Annotated in this window: 22 protein-coding genes and 2 pseudogenes; 13 read left to right on the top strand and 11 right to left on the bottom strand. The window is 66.6% G+C overall.

Going from position 1 to position 24,342, the window contains the following annotated elements:
• On the bottom strand, positions 1–1,216 hold a 1,216-nt coding region (locus ACFOYU_RS17155), incomplete at its 3' end, for a calcium-binding protein (RefSeq protein ID WP_377034539.1).
• A 369-nt stretch (positions 1,217–1,585) separates the two neighbouring features.
• On the opposite strand from ACFOYU_RS17155, the gene ACFOYU_RS17150 reads away from it, so the two are divergent.
• From ACFOYU_RS17150 to ACFOYU_RS17135, 4 genes are all read left to right on the top strand, one after another.
• Positions 1,586–2,449, top strand: a complete 864-nt coding sequence (locus ACFOYU_RS17150) for a VOC family protein (RefSeq protein WP_377034538.1) — start codon at positions 1,586–1,588, stop codon at positions 2,447–2,449.
• Positions 2,450–2,498: 49 nt separating this feature from the next.
• Positions 2,499–2,897 carry a DUF350 domain-containing protein gene (locus tag ACFOYU_RS17145; RefSeq protein WP_226741061.1) on the top strand — a complete coding sequence of 133 codons (399 nt, stop codon included), beginning with the start codon at positions 2,499–2,501 and terminating at the stop codon, positions 2,895–2,897.
• A gap of 66 nt (positions 2,898–2,963) precedes the next feature.
• Entirely contained in the window at positions 2,964–3,812 is an 849-nt protein-coding gene (gene kdsA, locus ACFOYU_RS17140; protein ID WP_377034537.1) for a 3-deoxy-8-phosphooctulonate synthase, read from the top strand.
• Between the two features lie 124 nt (positions 3,813–3,936).
• Complete coding sequence (locus ACFOYU_RS17135; RefSeq protein ID WP_377034536.1) at positions 3,937–5,109, top strand: MFS transporter; 1,173 nt, start codon at positions 3,937–3,939, stop codon at positions 5,107–5,109.
• Here the strand turns inward: ACFOYU_RS17135 and queF are convergent.
• Positions 5,091–5,543 carry a preQ(1) synthase gene (gene queF / locus ACFOYU_RS17130; RefSeq protein WP_377034535.1) on the bottom strand — a complete coding sequence of 151 codons (453 nt, stop codon included), beginning with the start codon at positions 5,541–5,543 and terminating at the stop codon, positions 5,091–5,093. The two genes, ACFOYU_RS17135 and queF, sit on opposite strands and share 19 nt — an antisense overlap.
• A gap of 130 nt (positions 5,544–5,673) precedes the next feature.
• Between queF and eno the strand changes: the two genes are divergently transcribed.
• The 7 genes from eno (at position 5,674) to lpdA (ending at position 13,672) form a co-directional block, all read left to right on the top strand.
• Positions 5,674–6,957: a phosphopyruvate hydratase gene (gene eno, locus ACFOYU_RS17125; protein WP_226741065.1), complete on the top strand. Its 1,284-nt coding sequence runs from the start codon at positions 5,674–5,676 to the stop codon at positions 6,955–6,957.
• A gap of 238 nt (positions 6,958–7,195) precedes the next feature.
• A complete protein-coding gene (locus ACFOYU_RS17120) occupies positions 7,196–7,510 on the top strand; it encodes a septum formation initiator family protein (protein ID WP_226741066.1) in 315 nt (104 codons plus the stop codon).
• 170 nt (positions 7,511–7,680) lie between these two features.
• Positions 7,681–8,742, top strand: a complete 1,062-nt coding sequence (gene pdhA, locus ACFOYU_RS17115; protein ID WP_226741067.1) for a pyruvate dehydrogenase (acetyl-transferring) E1 component subunit alpha — start codon at positions 7,681–7,683, stop codon at positions 8,740–8,742.
• Between the two features lie 70 nt (positions 8,743–8,812).
• Positions 8,813–10,282 (top strand): pyruvate dehydrogenase complex E1 component subunit beta, encoded by a 1,470-nt coding sequence (locus ACFOYU_RS17110; RefSeq protein WP_226741068.1) that lies wholly within the window; start codon positions 8,813–8,815, stop codon positions 10,280–10,282.
• Between the two features lie 6 nt (positions 10,283–10,288).
• Positions 10,289–10,585: a DUF5076 domain-containing protein gene (locus tag ACFOYU_RS17105; protein WP_226741069.1), complete on the top strand. Its 297-nt coding sequence runs from the start codon at positions 10,289–10,291 to the stop codon at positions 10,583–10,585.
• 85 nt (positions 10,586–10,670) lie between these two features.
• Positions 10,671–12,113 (top strand): pyruvate dehydrogenase complex dihydrolipoamide acetyltransferase, encoded by a 1,443-nt coding sequence (locus ACFOYU_RS17100; protein WP_377034534.1) that lies wholly within the window; start codon positions 10,671–10,673, stop codon positions 12,111–12,113.
• Between the two features lie 122 nt (positions 12,114–12,235).
• Positions 12,236–13,672, top strand: coding sequence for a dihydrolipoyl dehydrogenase (lpdA, locus tag ACFOYU_RS17095; RefSeq protein ID WP_226741071.1), 1,437 nt, complete (start codon positions 12,236–12,238; stop codon positions 13,670–13,672).
• A 71-nt stretch (positions 13,673–13,743) separates the two neighbouring features.
• On the opposite strand, the gene ACFOYU_RS17090 is transcribed toward lpdA, so the two are convergent.
• The 4 genes from ACFOYU_RS17090 to ACFOYU_RS17075 all read right to left on the bottom strand — a co-directional run bounded on the left by ACFOYU_RS17090 (position 13,744) and on the right by ACFOYU_RS17075 (position 16,316).
• Entirely contained in the window at positions 13,744–14,508 is a 765-nt protein-coding gene (locus ACFOYU_RS17090) for a LuxR C-terminal-related transcriptional regulator (RefSeq protein WP_377034533.1), read from the bottom strand.
• A gap of 62 nt (positions 14,509–14,570) precedes the next feature.
• Positions 14,571–14,939 (bottom strand): DUF1236 domain-containing protein, encoded by a 369-nt coding sequence (locus ACFOYU_RS17085; protein ID WP_226741073.1) that lies wholly within the window; start codon positions 14,937–14,939, stop codon positions 14,571–14,573.
• 79 nt (positions 14,940–15,018) lie between these two features.
• Complete coding sequence (locus ACFOYU_RS17080) at positions 15,019–15,795, bottom strand: anti-sigma factor family protein (protein WP_377034532.1); 777 nt, start codon at positions 15,793–15,795, stop codon at positions 15,019–15,021.
• Between the two features lie 29 nt (positions 15,796–15,824).
• Positions 15,825–16,316 carry an RNA polymerase sigma factor gene (locus ACFOYU_RS17075; protein ID WP_377034531.1) on the bottom strand — a complete coding sequence of 164 codons (492 nt, stop codon included), beginning with the start codon at positions 16,314–16,316 and terminating at the stop codon, positions 15,825–15,827.
• Positions 16,317–16,783: 467 nt separating this feature from the next.
• Here ACFOYU_RS17075 and ACFOYU_RS17070 point away from each other — a divergent pair, with 467 nt between their 5' ends.
• Together ACFOYU_RS17070 and ACFOYU_RS17065 are read left to right on the top strand one after the other, a co-directional pair.
• Complete coding sequence (locus ACFOYU_RS17070) at positions 16,784–17,449, top strand: hypothetical protein (RefSeq protein WP_377034530.1); 666 nt, start codon at positions 16,784–16,786, stop codon at positions 17,447–17,449.
• A gap of 308 nt (positions 17,450–17,757) precedes the next feature.
• Positions 17,758–18,816, top strand: coding sequence for a S8 family serine peptidase (locus tag ACFOYU_RS17065; protein ID WP_377034529.1), 1,059 nt, complete (start codon positions 17,758–17,760; stop codon positions 18,814–18,816).
• A 188-nt stretch (positions 18,817–19,004) separates the two neighbouring features.
• On the opposite strand, the gene ACFOYU_RS17060 is transcribed toward ACFOYU_RS17065, so the two are convergent.
• The 5 genes and pseudogenes from ACFOYU_RS17060 to ACFOYU_RS17040 form a co-directional block, all read right to left on the bottom strand.
• Positions 19,005–21,035 (bottom strand): autotransporter outer membrane beta-barrel domain-containing protein, encoded by a 2,031-nt coding sequence (locus tag ACFOYU_RS17060; protein ID WP_377034528.1) that lies wholly within the window; start codon positions 21,033–21,035, stop codon positions 19,005–19,007.
• A 146-nt stretch (positions 21,036–21,181) separates the two neighbouring features.
• Positions 21,182–21,448: pseudogene (locus tag ACFOYU_RS17055) on the bottom strand (trypsin-like serine protease); the annotation flags it as partial.
• Positions 21,448–21,711: a hypothetical protein gene (locus tag ACFOYU_RS17050; RefSeq protein ID WP_377034527.1), complete on the bottom strand. Its 264-nt coding sequence runs from the start codon at positions 21,709–21,711 to the stop codon at positions 21,448–21,450. The pseudogene ACFOYU_RS17055 and the gene ACFOYU_RS17050, both read right to left, overlap by 1 nt.
• A gap of 211 nt (positions 21,712–21,922) precedes the next feature.
• Positions 21,923–23,416, bottom strand: coding sequence for a DUF2231 domain-containing protein (locus ACFOYU_RS17045; protein WP_377034526.1), 1,494 nt, complete (start codon positions 23,414–23,416; stop codon positions 21,923–21,925).
• Positions 23,417–23,695: 279 nt separating this feature from the next.
• Positions 23,696–24,342 (bottom strand): annotated as a pseudogene (locus ACFOYU_RS17040) (hypothetical protein); the annotation flags it as partial.

Here is a 24,342-nt window from a genome sequence, read left to right as displayed (position 1 = left end):
GGGCGTCGGCGGCGTTCTCGGCCACAGCGGCACCGGAGAGCGCCAGACTGATGGGAGCGCTGTTGATGAGCGCGACGGTCTTGTTCTCGGCCTCGAAGCGGGCGAAGCGGATGTTGGTCAGGGTGTCGGTGCCATCCTGGCCGTTGTTGCGGTGAGCGACGGTGATGGTGCCGTCGGTGTTGCGGATGATGTCGTAGTCAGCTTCGTTTTCGGAGAAGACGGCAGTGTCCTGGCCTGTGCCGCCATCCAGCACGTCGTTTCCATGGCCGCCAATAAGCGTGTCATTGCCATCTCCGCCCGATAACGTGTCTGCGCCGCCTCGTCCATTGAGCTCATCATTTCCAAGCCAGCCCTCAAGAGTGTCTCGCCCGTTTCCTCCGGCAATAATGTTATTAAGGCTATTGCCAGTGAGGTTGGCTGGAGAATCCTGCCCGTTAAACGTGATATTTTCGATATTAAGGTACTTGTCGCGACCTAGCTCCCCCGTATTCTGCCAGTCAGTGAGACGCAGATCTATCGTTAACGCACTCAGGTTCGTCCCCGTAAAGAGAAGCGTGTCGATCCCGTCGCCGCCATCGACCAAGTCATCGCCGGCACCAGCGTCGAACGTCTCGGAACCGGCCCCGCCATAAGCTCGGTCATCTCCCGTCCCGAGAAAGATCGAGCCCTGAATTTGTCCTTCTCGACCATCGTATGTGTCGTTCTTGCCAAAAGGATCGAGGTTATCGTCAAGGAAGGCCACACGACCTATGATCAGCCCTGTGTTGATGATAGTCCCTGTCCCTGTAATAACAGTGAGGTTACCTTCAACCGTTCCGTTGTTGAAGAATGTGAACTGATCTCGGGTGGAGGTCATGTTTACAATGACTGCGGTGCGCGCGTCAGCCTCAGTTCGTATTTCACCAGAGTTCCACAATGTACCGCCGCTACCTGAAATGCTAACTCCATATCGGCCGCCGGACACTAGACCATTCTCTTGAACCCTGATGCTGCTTCCACCACCCAAGACGATGCCATCTCCGAGCACCGATGATACTGTCCCGCGAATGATCAGATGGTTATCCGTGCCTGTAGAATTTATGCCATTTGCGTCATGACCTTCTGCTTTCAGTTCGATATCGGGTAGAACCAGCACGGTATCGCCGGTTGCAATGTCGAAAGCATGGTCGCCCTGGGCCGTGGTCGTGGTGTTGACCGGAGTATAGTTTGTAGGCATCGGAGCTTTCCTTCGCGGATTGTTGCGCCTCAACGTTTATGCTTGCGGTTCCTCTGTGGCTAAGTTCCTAGGGAGGCAAGTCGTTAGCAGTTAAACGCAAGGGCGGCCTAATAAGATTACGTTGCGTATAACTATAGGAGCCGCCAGGGCTCGAACAACTCCCTGTTAGGGGAGGCATTCCATGGTGCTTGGCGGATTGAGTAATTCATCTCTGCAGCCCGCCACGTGTGCTGAAGTTGGCGGCTGTCCCGCCCAACCCCCTGATTCCCCGTTGGAAACTCGCCGCCCCGGCCACATCATGGCTTGTCCCGCGCCTTGTGCCCGGGCTATGGCTGGAAAAAGGTATGTTCCCTTAGGAAAAGGCCCTCCATGCAGCGCCGCATCGACCACCTCGTCGTCGCCGTTCACGATCTCGACGAGGCGTCGAGCCTTTATCAGCGGCTCGGGTTTCAGGTCGGGGCGCGCAACCGCCATCCCTGGGGCACCGAGAACCGGCTGGTGCAGCTGCAATCCTCGTTCATCGAGCTGATCGCGCTCGGGGAGGGGGCGGAGATCCCGCCGCACGAGGAGGGCCGGTTCAGCTTCGGGGCCTTCCTGCGGGATTACCTGGAACAGCGCCAGGGGCTGGCGATGCTCGTTCTCGACAGCGGCGATGCCGAGGCCGATGCGCGGGCTTTCGCCGAGAGCGGGATCGGCGCCTTCGAGCCCTTCTTCTTCGAGCGCCGGGGGCGCAGGCCGGACGGCACGCCGACCCAGGTCGCCTTCACCCTGGCCTTCGCCCGCAGCGAGGCGGCGCCGCAGGCGAGCTTCTTCGTGTGCCAGCACCATTTTCCGGAGAACTTCTGGAACCCGGAATTCCAGCGCCACGACAACAAGGCGGTGGACATCGCCGCCGTGGCCTTCGCGGCGCCGGAGCCCCAGCGCCATGCCGATTTCCTGGCTGCCTTCACGGGATCGGAGCCGCGCCGGGTCGCCGACAGGGACGTCTCGTTCCCGCTGAAGGGGGCGCATCTCGATGTGATGACACCGGACGACGCGGCCGAGGTCTACGGCTCGGTGGAGGTCGATCCTGCGCAGCCGTCGCTCGCGGCCTTTTCCGTCCGCGTGGAGGATATCGGCCGGCAGGGGCGGTGGCTGGATGCGGCCGAAATCCCGTATCAGCACATCGGCAGCCGCATCGTGGTGCCGGCCAGCGCCGCTTTCGGCGTCGCGATCGCGTTCGAAGCAACGTAGTATCGGGCCGATTCGCCGACAAACCAAAAAGTCTTCGGGGGCTACCGTCATGAACTACCTGGCCGATCTCGCCAGCTTTCTCGTCTTCTTCGTCGTCGCGACGGTGCTCGTGGCGCTCTACCTCGCGGTCTACACGCTCGCGACCATGCACAACGAGTTCGCGCTGATCCGCCAGAACGTGATCTCGGCCGCCACGGCCTTGGGCTTCAGCCTCGTGGGCTTCGCGCTGCCGCTCGCCAGCGCCATCGTGCACGCGCAGACCATCGTCGATTGCCTGCTCTGGGGCCTCGTCGCCCTCGTGGTGCAGATCCTGGTTTATTGGCTCGTGCGCATCGTGATGCCGAACCTGTCCCAGCGCATTGCCGCAGGGGAAATGGCGGCGGCGCTCTTCCTCGGAGCGGCCTCGCTCTCCGCCGGGATCATCAACGCCTCGGCGATGACGTTCTGATGTGCTCCGTGAGGGAGTGACAGGGAAACGCTTTTCGTCCGCTCCCAAACAGGCTAGTGACGCCCCATGACCGATACGCAATCCCGTTCCGCCACCGTCGAGGCCGGCTCCGTCCGGTTCGGCAACCACCTGCCGCTCAGCATCATCGCCGGGCCCTGCGCCATGGAAAGCCGCGAGCACGCGCTCGAAATGGCCTCGGCGCTCAAGGAGATGGCGGGGAGGCTCGGCATGGGCCTCGTCTACAAGTCGTCCTTCGACAAGGCGAACCGCACCTCGATCTCGAGCGCGCGCGGCATCGGGCTCGACAAGGCGCTGTCGGTCTTCGCGGAGGTCAAGGAGAGCCTGGGCCTTCCGGTCCTCACCGACGTTCACGAGAACGAGCAATGCGCCCCCGTGGGCGAGGTGGTGGACATCCTCCAGATCCCCGCCTTCCTCTGCCGCCAGACCGACCTTCTCCTCGCCGCCGCCAGGACGGGCCGGGTGGTGAACGTGAAGAAGGGGCAGTTCCTGGCCCCGTGGGACATGGCGAACGTGGCGGCGAAGATCACGGCGGCGGGCAACCCGAACGTGATGCTCACCGAGCGCGGCGCCTCCTTCGGCTACAACACGCTGGTTTCCGACATGCGGTCCCTGCCGATCATGGCCGGGACCGGGGCGCCGGTCATCTTCGACGCCACCCATTCCGTGCAGCAGCCCGGCGGCCAGGGCGCCACCTCCGGCGGACAGCGGGAATTCGTGCCGGTCCTCGCCCGGGCGGCGGTCGCGGTCGGCGTCGCGGGCGTCTTCATCGAGACCCACCAGGACCCGGACAAGGCCCCCTCGGACGGCCCCAACATGGTGCCGCTCAGGGAGCTGGAGGGGCTGCTCGCCCAGCTCAAGGCCTTCGACGCGCTGGCGAAGAACGGGCGGGCCTGAGGTCCGGCATTGCGCCGGTTCCATGCCCCACTCGGGGGGCAGGTCTGCAGCGCTGGCTGTCGTCCGGGCGGGAAGCCGTGATATGGAAGCTCAGGCTCCGACGAGCCTTCCAGAACCGGGCGCCATGTCTCCTCGTAATCTGATCCTCATCCTGGGCACGAGCGGCTTTGCGGGCACGTTCTCCTCCCGCGCGGTCGAGCCCATGGTCGGCGTGATCTCCCGGGACCTGAACACCGATCCGCAGACCATCGCGCTCCTCTCCGCCGCCTTCGCCATGCCTTACGCCTTCATCCAGCCGATCCTCGGGCCCATCGGCGACGCGCTCGGCAAGGAGCAGGTCATGAAGGTGGCCCTGTCGCTGCTGTTCCTGGCGCTGGGCCTCTCGTTCTTCGCGCCCGACGCGACCACGCTCTTCGTGCTGCGCATCGTCGCCGGCGCGGCGGCGGGCGGGGCGGTGCCGCTCTCCATCGCGCTCATCGGCGACCGGGTGGAGATGGCCCAGCGGCAGGTGGCGCTCAGCCGCTATCTCGTCGCCATCATCGTGGGCCAGCTCGCCGGCTCCTCCTTCGCGGGGCTGCTGGCGGAGCTCGTCGGGTGGCGCGGCGTCTTCGCCCTTTCCACCGCCATGATGGCGGTCGCCCTGGCCGCGACCCTCATCGGCTTTCGCCGGGCGGCTCCGGGCGGCGCCTTCGACATGGCCAAGGCGCTGCGGCGCTACCGGGACATCCTCTCGAATCCACGGGCGCTCGCCCTGTTCGGCTTCGTCTTCGTGGAATCCCTCGCGGTCTTCGGCATCTTCCCCTACATCGCGCCCCTGCTGGAGGAGCGGGGCGGCGGAGGGCCCACCCAGGCCGGCTTCGCCATCGGCGGCTTCGCGGTCGGCGGGCTGGTCTATTCGATCCTCGTCACCTGGATGCTGCGGCGTCTCGGGATCGGCCGCATCCTCATCGGCGGCGGCCTTTTCGCCGCCTCGGCCCTGGTGGTCCTCGGCTTCGGCGGGGACTGGAAGCTCGACGCCGCGGCCCTGCTGTTGATGGGGCTGGGCTTCTACATGCTCCACAACACCTTCCAGGCCCAGGTGACCGAGGTCGCGCCGCAGGCGCGCGCCTCGGCCGTGGCGCTCCATGCCTTCTCGTTCTTCTGCGGGCAGGCCCTTGGCGTGGTCGTCATGGGCGTGGGCCTGCGGGGCATCGGTCTCACGGCCTCCACGGGAGTGGCGGCCGTGGTCATTCTGGGCGTGGGACTGACAGCCGCCTTCGTCCTGACGCGGCCGATGCCTCAGACGCGGGGCCGGTAGGGCGCGACGCCCTGGTCGGGCAGCCAGAGATTCTTCGGCATCTCGCCGGTCTGCCAGAACACGTCGATGGGAATGCCGCCGCGCGGATACCAATAGCCGCCGATGCGAAGGTAGCGGGGCTCCAGCAGCTCCGCGAGGCGCTTGCCGATGGAGACCGTGCAATCCTCGTGGAAGGCGCCGTGGTCGCGGAAGCTGTGCATGTAGAGCTTCAGGGACTTGGACTCGACCAGCCATTCGCCCGGCACGTAGTCGATCACGAGAATCGCGAAATCCGGCTGGCCCGTGACCGGGCAGAGGGAGGTGAACTCGGGCACCGTGAAGCGGGCGAGATAGTCGGTGTCGGGGTGCGGGTTCGGCACCCGGTCGAGCTTGGCTTCCTCCGGGGAACGGGGGAGGGCGCTCGCCTGGCCGAGCTGGAGAGGGATATCCGTCACTGGAAATGTCCTTGGGATGGCTGCGGTGAATCTGGGGCTCGTCCTTGCCCACCTCCGGTTTTCGGTCAATAAGCCACTTCATGACGTGAGGCCGCACCTTCCCGCCTCGCAGCCTTCAGGAGCCCGTTTCATGACCGCGATCATCGACGTTCACGCTCGCCAGATCCTCGACAGCCGGGGCAACCCCACCGTCGAGGTGGATGTGACCCTGGAAGACGGCTCCCTGGGCCGCGCCGCCGTTCCCTCGGGAGCCTCCACCGGCGCCCACGAGGCGGTGGAACTGCGCGACGGCGACAAGTCCAAATATCTCGGCAAGGGCGTGCTGAAGGCCATCGAGGCGGTGAACAGCGAGATCCTCGACGCCATCGGCGGCATGGACGCCGAGGAACAGATCGCCATCGACGAGACGATGCTCGAGCTCGACGGCACCCCGAACAAGTCCCGCCTCGGCGCAAACGCCATCCTCGGCGTGTCCCTGGCGGTCGCGAAGGCTGCGGCCGACGCCTCGGCCCTGCCGCTCTACCGCTACGTGGGCGGCACGCAGGCCCGCGTCCTGCCGGTTCCCATGATGAACATCATCAATGGCGGCGCCCACGCGGACAACCCCATCGACTTCCAGGAATTCATGGTCATGCCCGTGGGCGCGCCGACGCTTTCCGAGGCGGTCCGCATGGGCTCCGAGATCTTCCACACCCTGAAGAAGGCCCTGAAGGACGCCGGCCACAACACCAATGTGGGCGACGAGGGCGGCTTCGCGCCGAACCTGCCGACCGCCGAGGCGGCCCTCGACTTCATCATGAAGTCCATCGAGCAGGCCGGCTACAAGCCGGGACAGGACATCGTCATCGGCCTGGACTGCGCCGCGACGGAGTTCTTCAAGAACGGTGCGTATGTCTACGAGGGCGACGGCCGCAAGCTCAACCCGCAGCAGCAAGCCGAGTACCTCGCCAAGCTCGTCGCCGCCTATCCCATCGCCACCATCGAGGACGGCATGTCCGAGGACGACTGGGAGGGCTGGAAGGCCGTGACCGACCTCATCGGGTCCAAGTGCCAGCTCGTGGGCGACGATCTCTTCGTCACAAACGTGAACCGCCTGTCGGAAGGCATCCAGAAGGGCATCGCGAACTCGCTGCTGGTGAAGGTCAACCAGATCGGCTCCCTCACCGAGACGCTGGCGGCCGTCGACATGGCCCATCGCGCCGGCTACACGGCCGTCATGTCCCACCGCTCCGGCGAAACCGAGGATTCCACCATCGCGGATCTCGCGGTGGCCACCAATTGCGGGCAGATCAAGACCGGCTCGCTTGCCCGCTCCGACCGGCTCGCCAAGTACAACCAGCTCATCCGCATCGAGGAGGAGCTGGGCTCGCAGGCGCGCTATGCTGGCCGGGCCGCGCTGAAGGCGCTGGCCTGAAACCGAGCCTGAGATTCCTTGGGGAAGGGCCGCCACCGGAGGCGGCCCTTTTCTTTTGGCGAGACTGCTTGCAGCCTTGCCGGCTCCCTCATGCCGAAGTCGCGAGAGCGCAGGTCGTTCGATCCGCCCTGGCGGGGCCGAGCCTCATCGGTTCAGGATGGTTCTCAACTCCTCCTTAACCATGGCGGTGTAAGGATTCCTCTCCGGTCACCGTCCCTGATCGGGCAAGGCTTCCCCCATGGTCATTCGTAGGCGCGCAAGACGAATTCTGATCCCGCTGGTGCTCTATAGCATCGCAGCGGCCGTGGTCGGCTACTTCGTCCACCATGCCCATAGCGGCGCCCGAGGCATCGAGGCACGGCAGCAGTACGAGGCGCAGGCCGAGGAGCTCACGCGGGAACTCGACGCGGTCAAGACCGAGCGGGCCGACTGGGAGCGCCGCATCGCCCTGCTGCGCAGCGACCAGATCGACCGCGACCTGCTGGAGGAGCGGGCCCGGGTCATGCTGGGACGTGTGCACCGCAACGATCTCGTCATCATCACCGGCCCTTAGCGGTTTATCCCGAATTTTCCAGTTAACTTGATTCGAGTTTATCTAAAAAAATCTCCGTCTGTCATATAGTTAGCCGATTTACTGTAGTATTGAATCACTCTTCGGTCCCTCTCGCTTTCCGGTATCGACTGCGCTACAACTTTCGTCGAGGAAACCCTTCGGAGGACCCGATGGCTGTTGCTGCTCGCAAGGCCGGTCGCGCTGCTTCTGGCGCGGCTAACAAGACCACTCCCAACAAAGGCACGGCACGAAAAGCCGCCCCTAACACCCCACAATTCGACCAGGACCAGGACCTCTCGGCCTACAATGACATGCTCCTGATCCGGCGCTTCGAGGAGAAGTCCGGACAGATGTACGGCATGGGCCTCATCGGGGGCTTCTGCCACCTGTATATCGGCCAGGAAGCGGTCGTGGTCGGCATGCAGATGGCGACCCGCGAGGGCGATCAGGTCATCACCGGTTACCGCGATCATGGCCACATGCTCGCCTGCGGCATGGACCCCAAGGGCGTCATGGCCGAGCTGACCGGACGCCGCGGCGGCCTGTCCAAGGGCAAGGGCGGCTCCATGCACATGTTCTCCAAGGAGAAGCATTTCTATGGCGGCCACGGCATCGTCGGCGCGCAGGTGTCGCTGGGTACCGGCATCGCCTTCGCGAACCACTACCGCGAGAACGGCAATGTCTGCCTGACCTATTTCGGCGACGGCGCGGCCAACCAGGGCCAGGTCTACGAGAGCTTCAACATGGCGGCGCTCTGGAAGCTGCCGGTCGTGTACGTGATCGAGAACAACCGCTACGCCATGGGCACGTCCGTCAACCGCGCTTCGGCGCAGACGGACTTCTCGAAGCGCGGCTTGTCCTTCGGCATCCCCGGCGAGCAGGTGGACGGCATGGATGTCCGCGCGGTCTACGCCGCCGGTCAGCGCGCCATCGAGCATGCCCGCTCCGGCAAGGGGCCCTACATCCTCGAAATGCAGACCTACCGCTATCGCGGCCATTCCATGTCCGACCCGGCGAAATACCGCACGAAGGACGAGGTGACCCGTATGCGCGAGGAGTTCGATCCGATCGAGCAGGTGCGCCGCCGTCTCCTGGAGAGCTGGAAGCTGTCCGAAGACGAGCTGAAGGCCATCGACAGCCAGGTGCGCGAGATCGTGAACGCGGCCGCCGAGTTCGCCACGCACGATCCGGAGCCTGATCCGTCGGAGCTCTACACGGACATCCTGCTCTAATCAGCTCCAAGCGGCGCTTGTCGCGCCGCTCCCCCCTTTTCGCCGCAGCGACAAAGAACACGAGTCTTCCATGGCGATCGATATTCTCATGCCGGCCCTCTCCCCGACGATGGAGCAGGGCAAACTGGCCAAATGGCTGAAAAAAGAAGGCGACAAGGTCAAGCCGGGCGACGTGCTGGCCGAAATCGAAACCGACAAGGCGACCATGGAGGTCGAGGCGATCGACGAGGGCGTCCTCGCCAAGATCCTGGTCACCGACGGCACGGACAACGTGGCCGTGAACACCCCCATCGCGGTTCTCGCGGGCGAGGGCGAGGACGTGTCCGCTGCGGCCTCGAGAGCGCCGGCGCAAGGGGGAGGCGAGGCCCCGCCCGCGCCCGGGCCGAGCGCTCCGCAGCAGGCTCCCGTTCCGGACATGCAGGCCGAAGGCATGGCCGACCGGCCGGCGCCCGACGCCCGCACGGATTCGGACCGTCCCGTCGCCGAGCCCGCCACGCCCTACATCATCCAGAGCCGCACCTCCCACGACGCCATGGCGGAAATTCCCGAAGGCACCGAGATGGTCACCATGACCGTCCGCGAGGCCCTTCGCGACGCCATGGCCGAGGAGATGCGCAAGGACGAGAACGTCTTCGTCATGGGCGAAGAGGTGGCCGAGTACCAGGGCGCCTATAAGGTCACCCAGGGGCTGCTGCAGGAATTCGGCGCCAAGCGCGTCGTCGACACGCCGATCACCGAGCACGGCTTCGCCGGCGTCGGCGTCGGCGCGGCCTTCACGGGCCTGCGTCCCATCGTCGAGTTCATGACCTTCAACTTCGCCATGCAGGCGATCGACCAGATCATCAACTCGGCGGCCAAGACGCTCTACATGTCCGGCGGCCAGCTCGGCGCGCCCATCGTGTTCCGCGGCCCCAACGGCGCTGCGGCCCGCGTGGCGGCGCAGCACAGCCAGGACTTCTCGGCCTGGTACTCCAACGTCCCGGGCCTGAAGGTCATCGCGCCCTACACGGCCTCCGATGCGAAGGGCCTGCTCAAGAGCGCCATCCGCGACCCGAACCCGATCATCTTCCTCGAGAACGAGATCCTCTACGGTCAGTCCTTCCCGGTGCCGAAGCTCGACGACTTCACGGTGCCGATCGGCAAGGCGCGCATCCACCGCGAGGGCAAGGACGTGACCATCGTGTCCTTCTCGATCGGCATGACCTATGCGCTCAAGGCCGCGCAGGAGCTCGAAAAGGAAGGCATCCAGGCCGAGGTGATCGACCTGCGCACCATCCGCCCCATGGACACGGACACCATCGTGGCCTCGGTCATGAAGACCGGCCGCTGCGTGACCGTGGAGGAGGGTTTCCCGCAATCCGGCGTCGGCGCCGAAATCGCCATGCGCATCATGGAGAACGCGTTCGACTACCTCGACGCGCCGGTCGCCCGCGTCACCGGCAAGGACGTGCCGATGCCGTATGCGGCGAACCTCGAGAAGCTGGCGCTGCCCAGCGTCGCGGAGGTCGTCCAGGCCGCCAAGGCCGTTTGCTACAGGTAACATCATATGACTGAACGGAAATTCGAAGCCCTCAACGTTCCCCCTGACGTCCTGGAGAAGGGCGGCATCGAGATCCTGCGGGCTTCGGTGGTCGATGGCGCGGTCAGCGTCGCGCTGCGCCGCGCCTTCGACGATCCGTTCACCTGGGGTGTGCTTCTCGTCGACCTCGCCCGCCACGCCGCGCGCGTCTACGCCATGGAAACCGATTTCTCCGAGGAAGAGGCCATGGCCGAGATCAGCGCCGGCATCCAGGCGGAGCTGGACGACCCGAGCGATCCCGGCTCCACGCAGGCCATCAACTGAGCATTTTCCGGAAAGCGGATACCGGTTTTCCGATGCGGGAATGCGACAACCAGAATTCTAACTCTCGATCAGGATCGAAAACGCCATGCCCATCAATATCCTGATGCCTGCCCTGTCTCCGACGATGGAGAAGGGCAACCTCGCCAAGTGGTTGAAGAAGGAAGGCGACACGGTGAAGTCCGGCGACGTGATCGCCGAGATCGAAACCGACAAGGCCACCATGGAGGTGGAGGCCGTCGACGAGGGCATCCTCGCGAAGATCCTCGTGCCCGAAGGCACCGCCGACGTGCCGGTCAACCAGCTCATCGCGCTCATCGCGGGCGAAGGCGAGGACCCGAAGAGCGTCCAGGCCCCCGCAGACGGTGGTAGCGCCTCCGCTCCGGCTCCGCAGGCCCAGCAGCCCGCCCCGGCGGCTCCCGCCGCAGCGCCGCAGCCGCAGGCCAACACCATTCCCGGCGACCAATCCGCCCACATGTCCTATGCCCGCGTCGATCAGGCGCCGAGCGGTCCGGCTCAGGCGCAAGGCGGAGCGAAGCCCAACGGGGCAGGGCAGGCGCAGGCGGGCAACCGCGTCTTCGCCTCGCCGCTCGCCAAGCGGATCGCCAAGGAGGCCGGCATCGACCTCGCATCGATCCAGGGCTCCGGCCCACATGGCCGCGTGGTCGAGAAGGACGTTCGCGCCGCCATGGCGGGCGGAGGCGCCAAGCCCGCCGCTGCCGCTGCCGCTCCGGGCGCGCCTGCTCCCGCCGCGAAGGCCGCCGCGCAGCCTCCCGTCATGGCGCCCAGCGCCTCGGCCGATCAGGTCAAGGCGATGTTCGAGGCCGGCACCTACGAGGAGGTTCCCCTCGACGGCATGCGCAAGACCATCGCCAAGCGCCTGGTCGAATCCAAGCAGACCGTGCCGCATTTCTACCTGTCGCTCGACTGCGAGCTCGACGCGCTCATGGCGCTGCGCGAGCAGATCAATGCCGCGGCCGGCAAGGACAAGGACGGCAAGCCCGCCTACAAGCTCTCGGTCAACGACTTCGTCATCAAGGCCCTGGCCATCGCGCTCCAGCGCGTGCCCGCCGCCAACGCGGTCTGGGCCGAGGACCGCATCCTCAAGATGAAGCACTCCGATGTGGGCGTCGCCGTCGCCATCGAAGGCGGCCTGTTCACCCCGGTCGTGCGCAAGGCCGAGCAGAAGACGCTCACCGCCATCTCGGCCGAGGTGAAGGACATGGCGGGCCGCGCCCGCAACCGCCGCCTCAAGCCAGAGGAGTACCAGGGCGGCTCCACGGCGGTCTCGAATCTCGGCATGTTCGGCATCAAGAACTTCCAGGCCGTCATCAACCCGCCGCAGGGCACGATCCTCGCGGTCGGCGCCGGCGAGCAGCGGGTCGTGGTCAAGAACGGCTCACCCGCGGTGATCCAGGCCATGACGGTGACGCTCTCCTGCGACCACCGCGTGGTCGACGGCGCGCTCGGCGCGGAACTGCTGGCGGCGTTCAAGCAGCTCATCGAGAACCCGATGGGAATGCTGGTTTAATGAGTGTGTCATCCCGGCCGGAGCGTCAGCGCAGAGCCGGGATCGCAAGATCAGATCGGCGCCTTTCCTAATAGCGATCCCGGCTCTCGCTCTGCTCGGCCGGGATGACGAGTGGGGACACCATGGCAGACCAATACGACATCATCGTCATCGGCGGCGGGCCGGGCGGCTATGTGGCGGCGATCCGGGCCGCGCAGCTCGGGTTCAAGACCGCCGTCGTGGAGCGCGAGCACCTGGGCGGCATCTGCCTCAACTGGGGCTGCATTCCGACCAAGGCGCTGCTGCGCTCGGCCGAGATCTACCACTACATGCAGCACGCCAAGGATTACGGCCTCTCCGCGCAAGGGATCGGCTTCGACGCGGGCGCCATCGTGCAGCGCTCGCGCGGCGTTTCGGGCCGTCTCAACGGCGGTGTCGGCATGCTGCTCAAGAAGAACAAGGTCGATGTGATCTTCGGCGAGGCCGCCATCTCCAAGCCCGGCGAGGTCGTGGTTTCGGCCACCAAGAAGCCCGCCATGCAGCCGCAGCACCCCGCGCCGAAAGGCGCGCTGGGACCGGGCACCTATTCGGCCAAGCACATCATCGTGGCGACGGGCGCGCGCCCGCGCGTGCTGCCCGGCATCGAGCCGGACGGCAAGCTGATCTGGACCTATTTCGAGGCCATGGTGCCGCCCGCCATGCCGAAATCGCTCATCGTCATGGGCTCGGGCGCCATCGGCATCGAGTTCGCCTCGTTCTACCGCACCATGGGTGTGGACGTGACCGTGGTCGAGGTGATGCCGCAGATCCTCCCCGTGGAGGATGCCGAGATCGCGGGCCTCGCCCGCAAGCGCTTCGAGAAGCAGGGCATCAAGATCTTCACCGGCACCAAGGTGACGAAGGTCGAGAAGGGCCCGAACGGCGTTTCCGCCACCATCGACGATGGAAAGAGCGTGCAGACGATCCAGGCCGAGCGGATGATCTCGGCGGTGGGCGTCGTCGGCAACATCGAGAACCTGGGCCTTGAAAAGCTCGGGGTGAAGATCGACCGCGGGACTGTCGTGACCGATGGGCTCGGCCGCACCAACGTGCCCGGCATCTATGCCATCGGCGACGTGGCCGGCCCGCCCATGCTGGCGCACAAGGCCGAGCACGAGGGCGTCATCTGCGTCGAGACCATCAAGGGAATGCACACCCACCCGATGGACAAGGGCAAGATCCCGGGCTGCACCTACTGCCACCCGCAGATCGCTTCCGTCGGGCTCACCGAGGCCAAGGCGAAGGAGCAGGGCTACGACATCCGCGTCGGCCGCTTCCCCTTCGTGGGCAACGGCAAGGCGATTGCCCTGGGTGAGCCGGACGGCCTGGTGAAGACCATCTTCGACAAGAAGACCGGGCAGCTGCTCGGCGCGCACATGATCGGCGCGGAGGTGACCGAGCTGATCCAGGGCTTCGTGATCGCCATGAACCTGGAGACGACCGAGGAGGAGCTGATCCACGCCGTCTTCCCGCACCCGACCCTGTCCGAGATGATGCACGAGAGCGTCATGGACGCCTACGGGCGGGCGATCCATATCTGATCCGCTGCCTCATGGCGGCGAACCCCGCCATGAGCCTCCGCCCATGGTCGGGGCATTCCCGCCAGGCACTCTCAATGGATGCAGTCGGCCACGCACTCCGGTGCTGCCCTTGCCGGCAGGTGGTCCTGCGCCCAGATGGCGGCCTGGGTGCGGTTGCCGACGCCGATCTTTCTCAGAATCGCCTTGAGGTGGACCTTCACGGTCGCTTCCGCGAGGTTGAGCTTCCGGGCGATGACCTTGTTGGGCGCCCCCTCCTTCAGGCAGTCCAGGATCTCGACCTCCCGATGGGACAGCTTGTGGCTTCGCGGGTCGGGGGCCCGTCCGTTTCCGGCGCCGTCCTGGGCGGCGTGATCCGCAGAAGAGTATTCCGGCTTCTCGCCCAGGACCGACCGGATCCAGGACGACGGGACGATCGTCTCTCCGAGCATCACCAGCTCGATGGATTGAATGAGCACATCGCGGCTCACGGTCGTCAGGCAGAAGCCGTCCGCACCCGCCGTCCAGGCAGCCACCATCGGGCCGAAGTCGAAGCTGTCCGCCAGCACCACGACCCGGGCCGCGGGCCGCTGGGCCTTGAGGTCGCGGATCATGGCGGCCAGGGTGTCGGAGGGGCGCTTTCCATCGACGATGAAGAGAACGGGCGCGCCGCTGGAAAGGCGCGGCAGGTCGGCGGTGTCGCGGAGCGCGTCCTCCCAGACCGCGAACCTGGTGCCGGAGAGCAGTTGCTCCAGGCCGACGCTCAAGAGCGGATTCGTGCAGATTCGGATGGTCGTCACCTGCGGTGTGCCGTCACCCGACGGAGGGATTTGAGTTCGGTAGGCTTGGTCGATCAACATGGTCCTGCCTTCGCTTGAGGTGCTGGAAAACTCAGTTGGTTCCGTCCCGTGCCTCCTCGGTGCTACCGAATGATGTAGACGATCCTGCGCGACGCGGCGTCGACGATGACCCAGCGATCGTTCACGACCGCGTAGCGGTAGGTTTCATGTTTGGGGATGAAATGCAGCCGGACCGAATCCGGCAGGATTTCCCCGGCCGCGATCCGGCCGTCGATCCGGCTGGACGGCAGATATCCCGGAGGAACCGGCATCTCGTCGGAGGAGAGCTCCGCCATGATCATGCGAGCGGTATCGGTGGCTCCGCCGAGGCTTCCCGTCGATAACTCGACCGTTTCCTGACCGGGAGGCTCGGCGGTGGTGCGCGCGGGCTCGAAGGTCGCGACGGACCCTGCGCAGAACACGGTGACCCCCAGAAGCAACGGCGATCGCATCCTCTACCTCTTCCGCCAGCCAGGCAGAACAAGAACGGATCGGACCGGCGGCTTATTCCAGGCACGTTCGAATTTCGTCTCAGGGCGAAGCCGGAGGCCGGGGAGCGCCTTCGAGCGCCTGCACCTCGGCGGAGTCCAGCAGGGGCTCCCCGGCACCGAGATTCTGCAGATGGGCATCGATCAGGTCCGTTGCGCCGCTCGGCTGATAGCCGGAATCCGTCCCGGGGCCGGCCAGGGCGAAATTGACGGTCCAGCCGGCACCTCGGCAGGCGAGCGCGTCGGCCGTGCCGAGGGTGGAGTGCAGGCGGAACTCGCGGCAAACCGACCCGTCCGCCAACCGGTAGGTGGAGATGATGCGCACCCGCCCTGCCGCCACTTCCGCTTCCTGTCCGGAAGGGGTCCGGCTGAGGGCGTCCCGGACCGAAGGGCTTTCCAGCTGGGCCATGAGGCCGCCCGCGGGGGGAGGCGCGTCCTGCCGTCCCGCGAGATAGCCCGCACCCGCCACGGCAAGCGCGGCGAGACCCGCCGCCAGAGCCAGCCCGCCGAGCCGCCACCTCCTTCCGGGTGCGGCCGACGCCCCTTTGCTCGTCTCAAGCGCCCCTGGCCCTGCCTCCCGGGTCTCGTACTCCTTTATCCTGGCCTCGACCGCAGCCTGCAGCTCGGCGGGAACTTCGAGAGCCTCCTCCCGGAGCAAGGCCGAGCGTGTGAGGCTGCGGCTTCGCAGAAAATCGGCCACACGCTTCGTGACCGTGGGATCGGTCAGCATGGCCTGTTCGACCGCGGCGGCCATCGGCGGGTCGAGTTCGCCGTCGGCGAAGGCCATCAGGATCTCGTCGCTGAGATGGAGCTGTGACATGGGTTGGTACTCCGCGGCGGCAGCGGCCCTCAGGCGGCCTCTGTCATTTCAACAAGTCGCTTGCGAGCCCGCGCCAGCCGACTCATGACGGTTCCGATCGGGACGCCCAGCACCTCGGCGGCCTCGCGATAGGCCAGCTCCTCGACGCACACGAGAACCAGCACTTCCCGCTGCTCCTGCGGCATCGCGTCGATGGCGCGCTGGACTTCGGCCAGGAGCAGCCTGCTCAGGACCGGCCCCTCGCCGGAATCGCCTATGATCTGCTTCTGCTCGGTCACGTCTTCTGTCATGCCTTCAGCCTTCGAACGTCTCAGCTGGTCGATCCAGTGGTTGCGGAGAATGCGAAACACCCAGGCATCGAAGCGGGTCCCTGGCTCCCAGGTGTCGGCATTTGCAAGCGCCCGCTCGCATGCGCCTTGGACAAGGTCATCGGCGAGCGCCGGCGACCGGCACAGCACGAGCGCAAAGCGCCTCAGCCGCGGCAGAAGTGCCACAAGTTCCTGTCCTATGGCCGCTGGCATCTCTGCTCCGCATCGCCCGATCGGTAAAACAACGGGGCAGCCTTCGATTTTATTCCATTCCGTCTCGCGTGCGCTGTCTCCGGGCGGGGTGATTTCCTCCCATGAGGCGCATCGGAGCGTGTGGGGGTTACACATGCCTGCGAAATCGGAGTAGTCTCGGTTTCGTGCCGATCCACAAGGTGTCTCGCCTGGCCACGGGGGCGTAACATCGAAGCGTCCGATGGAGCTCGTCGGTCGTCCCGAAGGGATCGGGCATTCGAAGCGGTAGTCCTGCGTATCCGACTGGTTCTCGGCGCCACGGCACCGACGTGCAAGCCGCAAGGAAGAACTCATGACGTGCTGGTGGCGACACCTTCCGATCGTAGCGGCCTTGGCTGTCGCGGCGCTTCCTCTCGAGATCCGGCTCAAGGCAGGTCCGGAGCCTGGGCTCCACCTCAAGAATCCTGCCGCCTTGGCCGGACCGGGAAATGGCGGCGGTAACGGCGGTGGCAACTCCGGAGGAGCCGACGGCAATGGCGGCGGCAACGGAAACGGCAATAGCGGCAATTCAGGTGGAAACGGCCACGGCGGAAATGCCGGTGGCAATGGAAACGGCGGCGGGAACGGAAATTCCGGGGGGAACGGGAATGCTGGCGGGAATGGAAACGCGGGCGGGAACGGGAACAGCGGCAATGCCGGAGGCAACGGCAGCCCGGGAGGAAATGCAGGCGGCAGCGCCAGCGGCGGCAATGCCGGCGGTAATGGAAATGCCGGGAACGGAAACGGCAGCCCTGGAGGAGGAAACGGTGGCGCCGGAAACAGCGGAAACGGTGGCGGTCGTGGCGGCGGAAACGGCCAAGGCGGCAACGCCGCAGGTGGCGGCCATGGAAATCAGGGCGGCCGCGGCAACGGAGGCGGGCAGGGCGGAGGCGGCTACGGCAATGCCGGCGGAAGCCTCGGGAACAGTGGCCAAGGAGGCTTCGGCGGGGGGCTCGCCGGATCTCGCGGAGAAACTGCCGGTCCTGCGGGCGGTTGGGGGAGCGGCGCCTTTCCGGGAGCAGGTCCCGCGAATGGCGCCGCGACGCGAAACGGCACTCCCGGTGCCCCGGTCGGCATTGGACGGCCGGTCTCCGGCGGTCAACGCCCGGCCGTAGCCAATCCAGGCAGGATCTCCGTTCCCGCGAGACGGGACCAGCAACAACCCGGCACCTCGAAGCGCAGCAATCGCCAAGCATCGCCGGCCGCAAGCCGGCCGACGCCGCGGGCGGGAGGCGGGCCAAGGCAGATCGGGCGGGGACAGGAGACATCCCGCGCTGCGGCTGATGACACGGCACGGAACGGCGCGGCCGAGGCCAAGCCTCGCCATGCTCCGCGCTCGATCGTCGCCCTCGGCCTCTCCGGCTCCGATCTCGGCAGGCTGACGGCGTCCGGCTTCCGGATCTCGTCGCGCACACGCGGCGTCATGGCCCCGCAGGTCGTCCGGCTGCAGCTGCCCCGGGGCATGTCTCTCGCACAGGCTCGCCGGGCGGTGCAGCGGGTCAATGTGCAGGCGTCGGCGGATCTCGATGCCTACTACTATCCGGACGGAGCCGCCGCAGACTGCATCGGGCCCAATTGCGAGGCCGCCCGGCTCGTCGGCTGGGCGCAGCCGCAGGTGGGCCGGTGCGGAGCCGCAATGCCCCTCGTCGGACTGATCGACACCGCCATCGATGTGGACCATGAGGCCCTGAAAGGGCAGGCCATCGAAATTCTGGACCGGCCGGGCAGCCGTTCAGACAAGTCCTCGCGTGACCACGGCACCGCGATTGCGGCGCTCCTCGTCGGACGCGCCGGCAGCCGGACGCCGGGGCTCATTCCGCAGGCCAGGGTTCTGGCTGTGGATGCATTCCACAAGGAACGCGGCGTGGCGGACCGGGCGGACGTGGTGTCGCTGGTGGCGGCCATCGAGGCCCTGGCGGATCGGGAGGTCCGGATCATCAATCTCAGCCTGTCGGGTCCGCCGAACGAGGTTCTCAAGAAGGCGGTCGAGGCTGCTCGCGCGAAGGGCATCGTTCTCGTGGCCGCCGCGGGCAACGGCGGGGCAGGGGCCGAGCCGTCCTATCCCGCGGCCTATCCGGGCGTGATCGCCGTGACGGCGGTGGATCGCAAGCTCAACATCTACCGCCGGGCCACGCGCGGCCCCTATATCGACCTTGCTGCTCCCGGCGTCGAAATCCTTGCGGCCGGTTCCGCAGCACCAGGCGCTCCGAAGAGCGGAACGTCCTATGCCGTGCCCTTCGTGTCCGCGGCGGCCGCCCTCGCGCTCGCCTCCCATCCGGGAATGACGATCGAGGACCTGCAGGCCAAGCTGGAGCGGGCCGCCCAGGATCTCGGTGCACCCGGGCGCGACGCGACCTTCGGCTACGGTTTGGTGCAGATGGCGGGCCTTTGCGCGCCTCCGGCCGATCCGCCTGCGGTCGCGACATTCTACGAAAAGCCCGGGGACACATGGCTCCGAACCCAGCTCAAGGCGGAGCCGTGACGGGCCTTCTCCGGCGGCTCATGCCGCCGGAGCCGACAGGGGCAGACCTCAGAATTTCCAGGTGAAATTGCCCTTGACGGCGTGCTCCTGGTTACGGGCGCCGATCTGGCCCTGATAGCCTACTTCGAGGCTGATCGCCTCTGATGCCTTTCAGCCCAGCCCGGCTTCGGCCACGAGGGCGTTGCGGTCTACCGGCATGCCGCTCGCGACGAACGGCACATCGCCCCCCGGAAGGTCAGGAGCGCGCCCGGCTCCACATCGCCATAGGCATGGCGCCAGCCGATGGTTCCGTGAAGGGTCAGCGGCAGCTCAGGGCTTACCGCCGCTTCGGCGCGTACGCCCAGGGTGGTCGTCCCGAGTTCGTGGCTTCGGCTCGCGCCGGTCAGTGCCGCCGCTCCGCCGGTTTCGGCAAACCCGTCCGTGTTCACCCGCAGGATCGACGCGCCGAGGAACGGTTCGACCGCGATGCCCGCCACGTTCAGGCGATATCCGATCTCGCCGAAGGCCTGCGCCGTGGAGCCGCCGTAGGAGGCGCCGGCCTGGTCGGCGAAGCCCGGAAAGGAGATCCGCCGTGTGACGTCGATGTCGTGACCGGCATAGGATGCGCCGAGGCGGAGCGAGAGGGCGCCCCAGTCGGCGGCGCCATAAATCGCGCCGAAGACGCTCTCGTTCGTGCCGTCCGCGGACCGCGCGGCGATATCGAATGTCGTGTGGGTGAAGCCGCCGGCGATGCCGATGCGGTATCCGACATCCGGCGTCGTCTCGGCACCGACGATGAAGCCGCCCGTGGTCGTGTCGAAACCTGCCGCCTGAGCGGTGGCACGGGCATTGCCCCAGGCGCCGAAGCCCTGGCCCCAGAGCGCGAAGCGGCGCGGGTCGAGGGTCGGGTAAGGCATGGGAGCCATATGCGGCGCCACTCCTGGCCGGTCGGCCGCGAAGGCCGCGGGAACGGTTGCGGCCGGCGCCGCGAAGGGCGTGCGCAGGCGGTTGAGGATCGCCCCCTTCACGTGGGACGCATCGCCGTACGCGGTGGTGACGGCGGAGGCGTGAGCCTCTCCGGCCAAGAGGTCGCGGGCGCCCTGCGCATCGACCGCCGAGGTGCTGTTGAGGAAAGCGCGGTAGAGCGGGTTTCCGGCATCGAGGCCGGCGAGCGCCACGGCCACGGCGGTGTCGTTGGCATCCGCTGCGACTGCCGTGAAGGGCTTGTCGTTGCGGGCGAACGAAACGCTCACCTGATCGGGCCTGTAGACGAGAGCGGAATCGAAGAAGACGAAGGTGGGCGTCACGCGGGCAAAGCGGCCCGTCACGCCCCCGTTCGCCGTGACGAGGGTGTAGTCGCGGCCGGTATCGACGCCGTCGCTCGATCCTGCCAGGGCAAGCGTTCCGCCCAGGAGGGCCTCGCCCGCAACAGCCAGGCTGTCGGATCCGGTGCTGTCGATCCTCAGGCGCAGGACGCCCTCCGGAAGCTGTCGGAAGCTGCCGCCGACGGTCAGGCGCCCGAATCCGTTGGCGCGGCCCGGCGCCACGATTCCGACTGCATTGAGCAGGTCGCCAGCGATGGTGCCGGAACCGGTCAGCGCACCGCCATAGAGGTCGACGAGGGGTGCGTTCAGGGTGCCGTTGACTTCCGCCGTGCCGTCAAGGATCCGCGCCCCGAGGACCGTCGTGAGCACACGACCGGAGGGCAGGGTGAGCCTTGCCTGTGCATGATCGAGGGTCACCGCGTCGACCGTCGGGTTCATATCGACCGTGATCGAGGAGGCGGCGTTCAGGACGACGTCGTAATAGCGCCCGGGCTGGCCCAGATTGCGGAATCCGCCGAGGCGATTGTCGGGCCGGGCACCTTCGCCGGTCTGGGTGTCGGTCCAGGCGGAGCGGTCGCTCCACCGGTAGGAGCCTGCCGAGGAGACCACCTGGCGCAGCGGATTGTTCTGCGCGATCCAGTCGAGGAAGAGCTGCACCGGGGTCCAGTCGTCGACGATGCCGTAGCCGGGGATGCTGTCCCCGGTGACCGGATTGCCCGGGGTTCCGATCACGGTGCCGATCTGAACCAGCCCGTCTTCGGTGATCAGGAAGAGAGGACCGCCGCTATCGCCGGGGCCCGGGCTGCCTTGAAGGGCAGGGACGCGGATGCCGTCCTTGTGCAGACCGAAAACGTCGGGGTTGCCGGGGGAGAGCGGGTTGCGGAACTGGCCAGCAGCACGGGGTGCACGCCCCACGGCTCCTCCACCTCGTAGTCCGCGATGTTCGTCTGCGCGATGCGGCGCTTGTCGTCGTAGTCGCTCCAGTGACCGCGCGGCGGGTTCGAGCCGGTCCCATGGGCGCCGTAGCCGCTGATGACGGCCAGGGCCCCTTTCTGCGGAATGGGATCGGTGGCGCCGACGAGGGTGACCGGCCGGATGGCGGTGACGGGAGCATCGAGAGTCAGGAGAGCGATATCCCCGACTCCGTGTCCTCTGGGTTGGAACGTGTGATGGGCAATCGCGCCGTTCACGTTCCGGTCATGCGCCGTGGCTTCGGTCGCAATGGCGCCGAAGCGGATCTGGAAGTTCGGAGTCGTCCTGAGATCGATCTTGTCGGTCTCTCCGTTCACCACGCAGTGTGCGGCGGTCAGGATCGTGCGGGAATTGATCAGCGTGCCGGTGCAGAAGGTGCCTGACCGGGCAGAAAGATCGACACGACATTGTTCAACACGTTGTCGCGGTCGTAGTAGTTGTCGATACCGCCTGCCCGTGCCGCATCGACGTCGTTGAGAACGATGGCCTGAGCCGGAGCCAGTCCGGCGCCGGTCAGAAGAGCCGCGAGACCGAGGGGTGCGATCCAGCGGGCACCGGCCCTGCGCCCCAGCGGAGCCAGACTCGGGCCGGCGTTCAGGTCCTGCTTCAGATGTCTCATTCTGCCCCCGGAATTTTCCCGCGCGACTCGATTGTTGTTCTCGCGGGAACAGGTCTTAAGACCGGAAACCTAGGATTCCAGAGCGTTCGACGCTCTCAAGGGGCGTTTTCCAGGGCGTGTAACCTTACGGCAACGCCAATGTTATATTGGCGAAGTGCCAGGTTCTGGCACGTGAGTCTTTAGGGTAACCTCCCGGGTGGCCCCGAAAGGCTCAAGTCTCCCTCCCGACTTCTTTCAGAAGGCTGATCTTCAGCTCACGGAAGGCGCGCTGGAAGCGGGAGGTCCGCTGTTCTTCGAGCATTGCTTCGAGAGCGTGGCCGAGTTCGCGCAGGCGGCGCTCGCCCAGGCGCTGCGCTTCGATGAACATCGAGTGCTCCTCCGACGAAGCGTGATGGTCGACCGCCTTGTGCAGGGCCCGCAGGTGCTCCTCGAATTGCGGGCTCGATGTCGGCAGTTTCAGCGTTGCCGCCAGCAGATCCGCCAATTGCTGGTGCTCGGCATAAGCCACCGATACGTCCTCGCTGACGGGGCGCACGGCCGGATAGAAGATCTCGTCCTCGATGTGCTCGTGGATCTCGAGCTCGGAGGCGAGCGTCCGCAGGAGATCGCGCCGCTGCGGATCGTCGGGCGACATGTTCTCGATCCGGCGGAACATGCTGCGCAGGAGCTGATGGTGTTCGAAGAGAACCTCATCCGCCTTGCGGCCGAGAGGGCTGCCCGTCTCCATTGAGCGGTCCGCATCCGCGGCCTCCTCGATGTCGTCCGGTGTCACCGCCTCCGCGCCGGGCTCCTGCTCCCGTTTGACCTCAATGACTCCCTCGCGCACGCGCACCTCGTAGCGAGGCTGCGGGCATGTGGAGGGGCCGTCCATGGGGTGGCCGGTCTCGAGATCGTAGCGCGACCCGTGCCAGGGGCAGACCAGGCCGCCGTTCAGGATCCAGCCCTCGTCCAAGGGGCCACCCATATGCGAACAGCGGGCACCCATGGCGGAGATGCGCCCGCGGTGCCGCACGAGAACGATGGGAATATGTGCGCGCTCCACCTCGTCCCACACCTCGACGCGACGTGGCTGATCCTCCGACAGTTCGGCGGCGCGCAGGACGGGCTTGAAGTCCCGTGGCTCCACGCTGCGGTCGGCCTGGTCGACCCCCTGCCGCCGGCGGTAGACGAGGTGGCCGCCCAGATAGGCGCCCGCGAACATGAAGCCCCAGGCGGCGGCGGTGGCGAGGCGTCCCTCCTTGCGGCGACCGCGCCGGCGCAGGGCGATGGAGGTGAGCTGGAGGCCGAGCGCCGTGCTGTTGGTGAGAGCATGGGTGAGGCCCACCCGGCGGGAGCGTCCATGGGTCTGCTGCCAGTCGGCGAGGCCCGTCGCCGCCGCGGCGACGGCGCCTGCGGCTCCGGCCTGGACTGCAATATCGGCGGCCCTGCCATAGCCCCCGTCCGGTCGAACCCCGATGGCATCCAGCGTGTCGAGACCGAGCGCAAGCGTCCAGGTTCCGATGGGAATGGTGACGAACATCGGGTGGACGGGGTGGCCGAACCACGTACCGTGCAGGGCATTGCGCGCCCTGCGCCCCGGCGTTCCGGCAAGGCGCTGCGGCAGGGCGACGGCATTGGCGAGGGCGAAAGCAGGGCTGTCGAGCCACTCTGCCGCTTCGATTCGACCGATAGCGGCCTCCGCCGCGCCAGGCTGGTAGGATGTCATCGAGCCTCCTCGTCCGTCACGCCGTGGCCTTGCTCCAGCGGCAAGGCTTGGCAGGCACTAACGAGACAATGGAGCCGGTCCCGTTCGGTTCACTCGCTCCGCGGGTACTTTCGGAGGATGTCCGGATGGGCAGTCGGATCGGGGCAGGCGCAATCCGCCCGTCCAGGCGGATGGAAGCCCCGCACGGAAGGGAATCCGTGCGGGGCTTTCTTTACCGAGGGTCCGTGCTCCCTGTGCCCTGGAGGCGTAAGGGCGAAAGGAACCGGGCAGGCCGCTCGGTCAGATCACGAAGAAGTGCTGGTGGGTCAGCTCGAGACCCGGGTTCACCTTGGCGAAGACCAGGGCGGCGCCGGATCCGGATCCATCGGCGTCGTACGAGATGAGGCCGGAGGAAGGATCGTAGATGATGTGGTCATTGTGATCGCTTGCGGTGCCGACGGCGAAGACGTCGGCGCCGAGCGGTCCGGACCAGAGCTCCGTGAAGACGGCGTCGTCCAGAGCGATCTTGTCCTCGGCCGTGTCGAAATCGCGGATCGTGTCCACGTTCGGCCTTCTGTCCAACCTCGTGTCGAAGACGAAGACATCGCCGCCATCGCCGCCCGACAGGAAATCGCTGCCGTATTTGCCGTTGATCTGATCGCCGCGGGAGGTGCCGGTGATGCTGTCACCGCCCCAATCGCCGAGGAGGGTCCTGCCATCGAGGGAGGTCAGGTCCGGCGCGGGGTCCAGGCTCGGCGTAGGGATCAGGCTTGGCGTAGGGATCAGGCTCGGGGTCGGGGAGGGGGCCGCCTCGGGAGTAGGTGCCGGGGTTGCGGTGTCGGTGGGGGCGCCGTGCTTGGCGGCGGAGGCGGAGGAGCCGTAGGACAGATCCGGCGATTTCACGTTGTAGGCGATGGTCTCGCCGCCGGACGGCGAGGAGCGGTACA

The sequence above is a fragment of the Microvirga sp. GCM10011540 genome, assembly GCF_042650665.1.
Classification (GTDB): domain Bacteria; phylum Pseudomonadota; class Alphaproteobacteria; order Rhizobiales; family Beijerinckiaceae; genus Microvirga; species Microvirga lenta.
Note: the sequence above shows the minus strand (reverse complement) of the source record. Positions and strands in the feature narration are given on the sequence as shown.

Coding starts and splice junctions, on each gene's coding strand:
- ACFOYU_RS17150 (WP_377034538.1), top strand. CDS start 1,586: ATGCAGCGCCGCATCGACCACCTCGTCGTCGCCGTTCACGATCTCGAC.
- ACFOYU_RS17145 (WP_226741061.1), top strand. CDS start 2,499: ATGAACTACCTGGCCGATCTCGCCAGCTTTCTCGTCTTCTTCGTCGTC.
- kdsA (WP_377034537.1), top strand. CDS start 2,964: ATGACCGATACGCAATCCCGTTCCGCCACCGTCGAGGCCGGCTCCGTC.
- ACFOYU_RS17135 (WP_377034536.1), top strand. CDS start 3,937: ATGTCTCCTCGTAATCTGATCCTCATCCTGGGCACGAGCGGCTTTGCG.
- eno (WP_226741065.1), top strand. CDS start 5,674: ATGACCGCGATCATCGACGTTCACGCTCGCCAGATCCTCGACAGCCGG.
- ACFOYU_RS17120 (WP_226741066.1), top strand. CDS start 7,196: ATGGTCATTCGTAGGCGCGCAAGACGAATTCTGATCCCGCTGGTGCTC.
- pdhA (WP_226741067.1), top strand. CDS start 7,681: ATGGCTGTTGCTGCTCGCAAGGCCGGTCGCGCTGCTTCTGGCGCGGCT.
- ACFOYU_RS17110 (WP_226741068.1), top strand. CDS start 8,813: ATGGCGATCGATATTCTCATGCCGGCCCTCTCCCCGACGATGGAGCAG.
- ACFOYU_RS17105 (WP_226741069.1), top strand. CDS start 10,289: ATGACTGAACGGAAATTCGAAGCCCTCAACGTTCCCCCTGACGTCCTG.
- ACFOYU_RS17100 (WP_377034534.1), top strand. CDS start 10,671: ATGCCCATCAATATCCTGATGCCTGCCCTGTCTCCGACGATGGAGAAG.
- lpdA (WP_226741071.1), top strand. CDS start 12,236: ATGGCAGACCAATACGACATCATCGTCATCGGCGGCGGGCCGGGCGGC.
- ACFOYU_RS17090 (WP_377034533.1), bottom strand. CDS start 14,508: ATGTTGATCGACCAAGCCTACCGAACTCAAATCCCTCCGTCGGGTGAC.
- ACFOYU_RS17085 (WP_226741073.1), bottom strand. CDS start 14,939: ATGCGATCGCCGTTGCTTCTGGGGGTCACCGTGTTCTGCGCAGGGTCC.
- ACFOYU_RS17080 (WP_377034532.1), bottom strand. CDS start 15,795: ATGTCACAGCTCCATCTCAGCGACGAGATCCTGATGGCCTTCGCCGAC.
- ACFOYU_RS17075 (WP_377034531.1), bottom strand. CDS start 16,316: ATGCCAGCGGCCATAGGACAGGAACTTGTGGCACTTCTGCCGCGGCTG.
- ACFOYU_RS17070 (WP_377034530.1), top strand. CDS start 16,784: ATGGCGGCGGTAACGGCGGTGGCAACTCCGGAGGAGCCGACGGCAATG.
- ACFOYU_RS17065 (WP_377034529.1), top strand. CDS start 17,758: ATGGCCCCGCAGGTCGTCCGGCTGCAGCTGCCCCGGGGCATGTCTCTC.
- ACFOYU_RS17050 (WP_377034527.1), bottom strand. CDS start 21,711: ATGAGACATCTGAAGCAGGACCTGAACGCCGGCCCGAGTCTGGCTCCG.
- ACFOYU_RS17045 (WP_377034526.1), bottom strand. CDS start 23,416: ATGACATCCTACCAGCCTGGCGCGGCGGAGGCCGCTATCGGTCGAATC.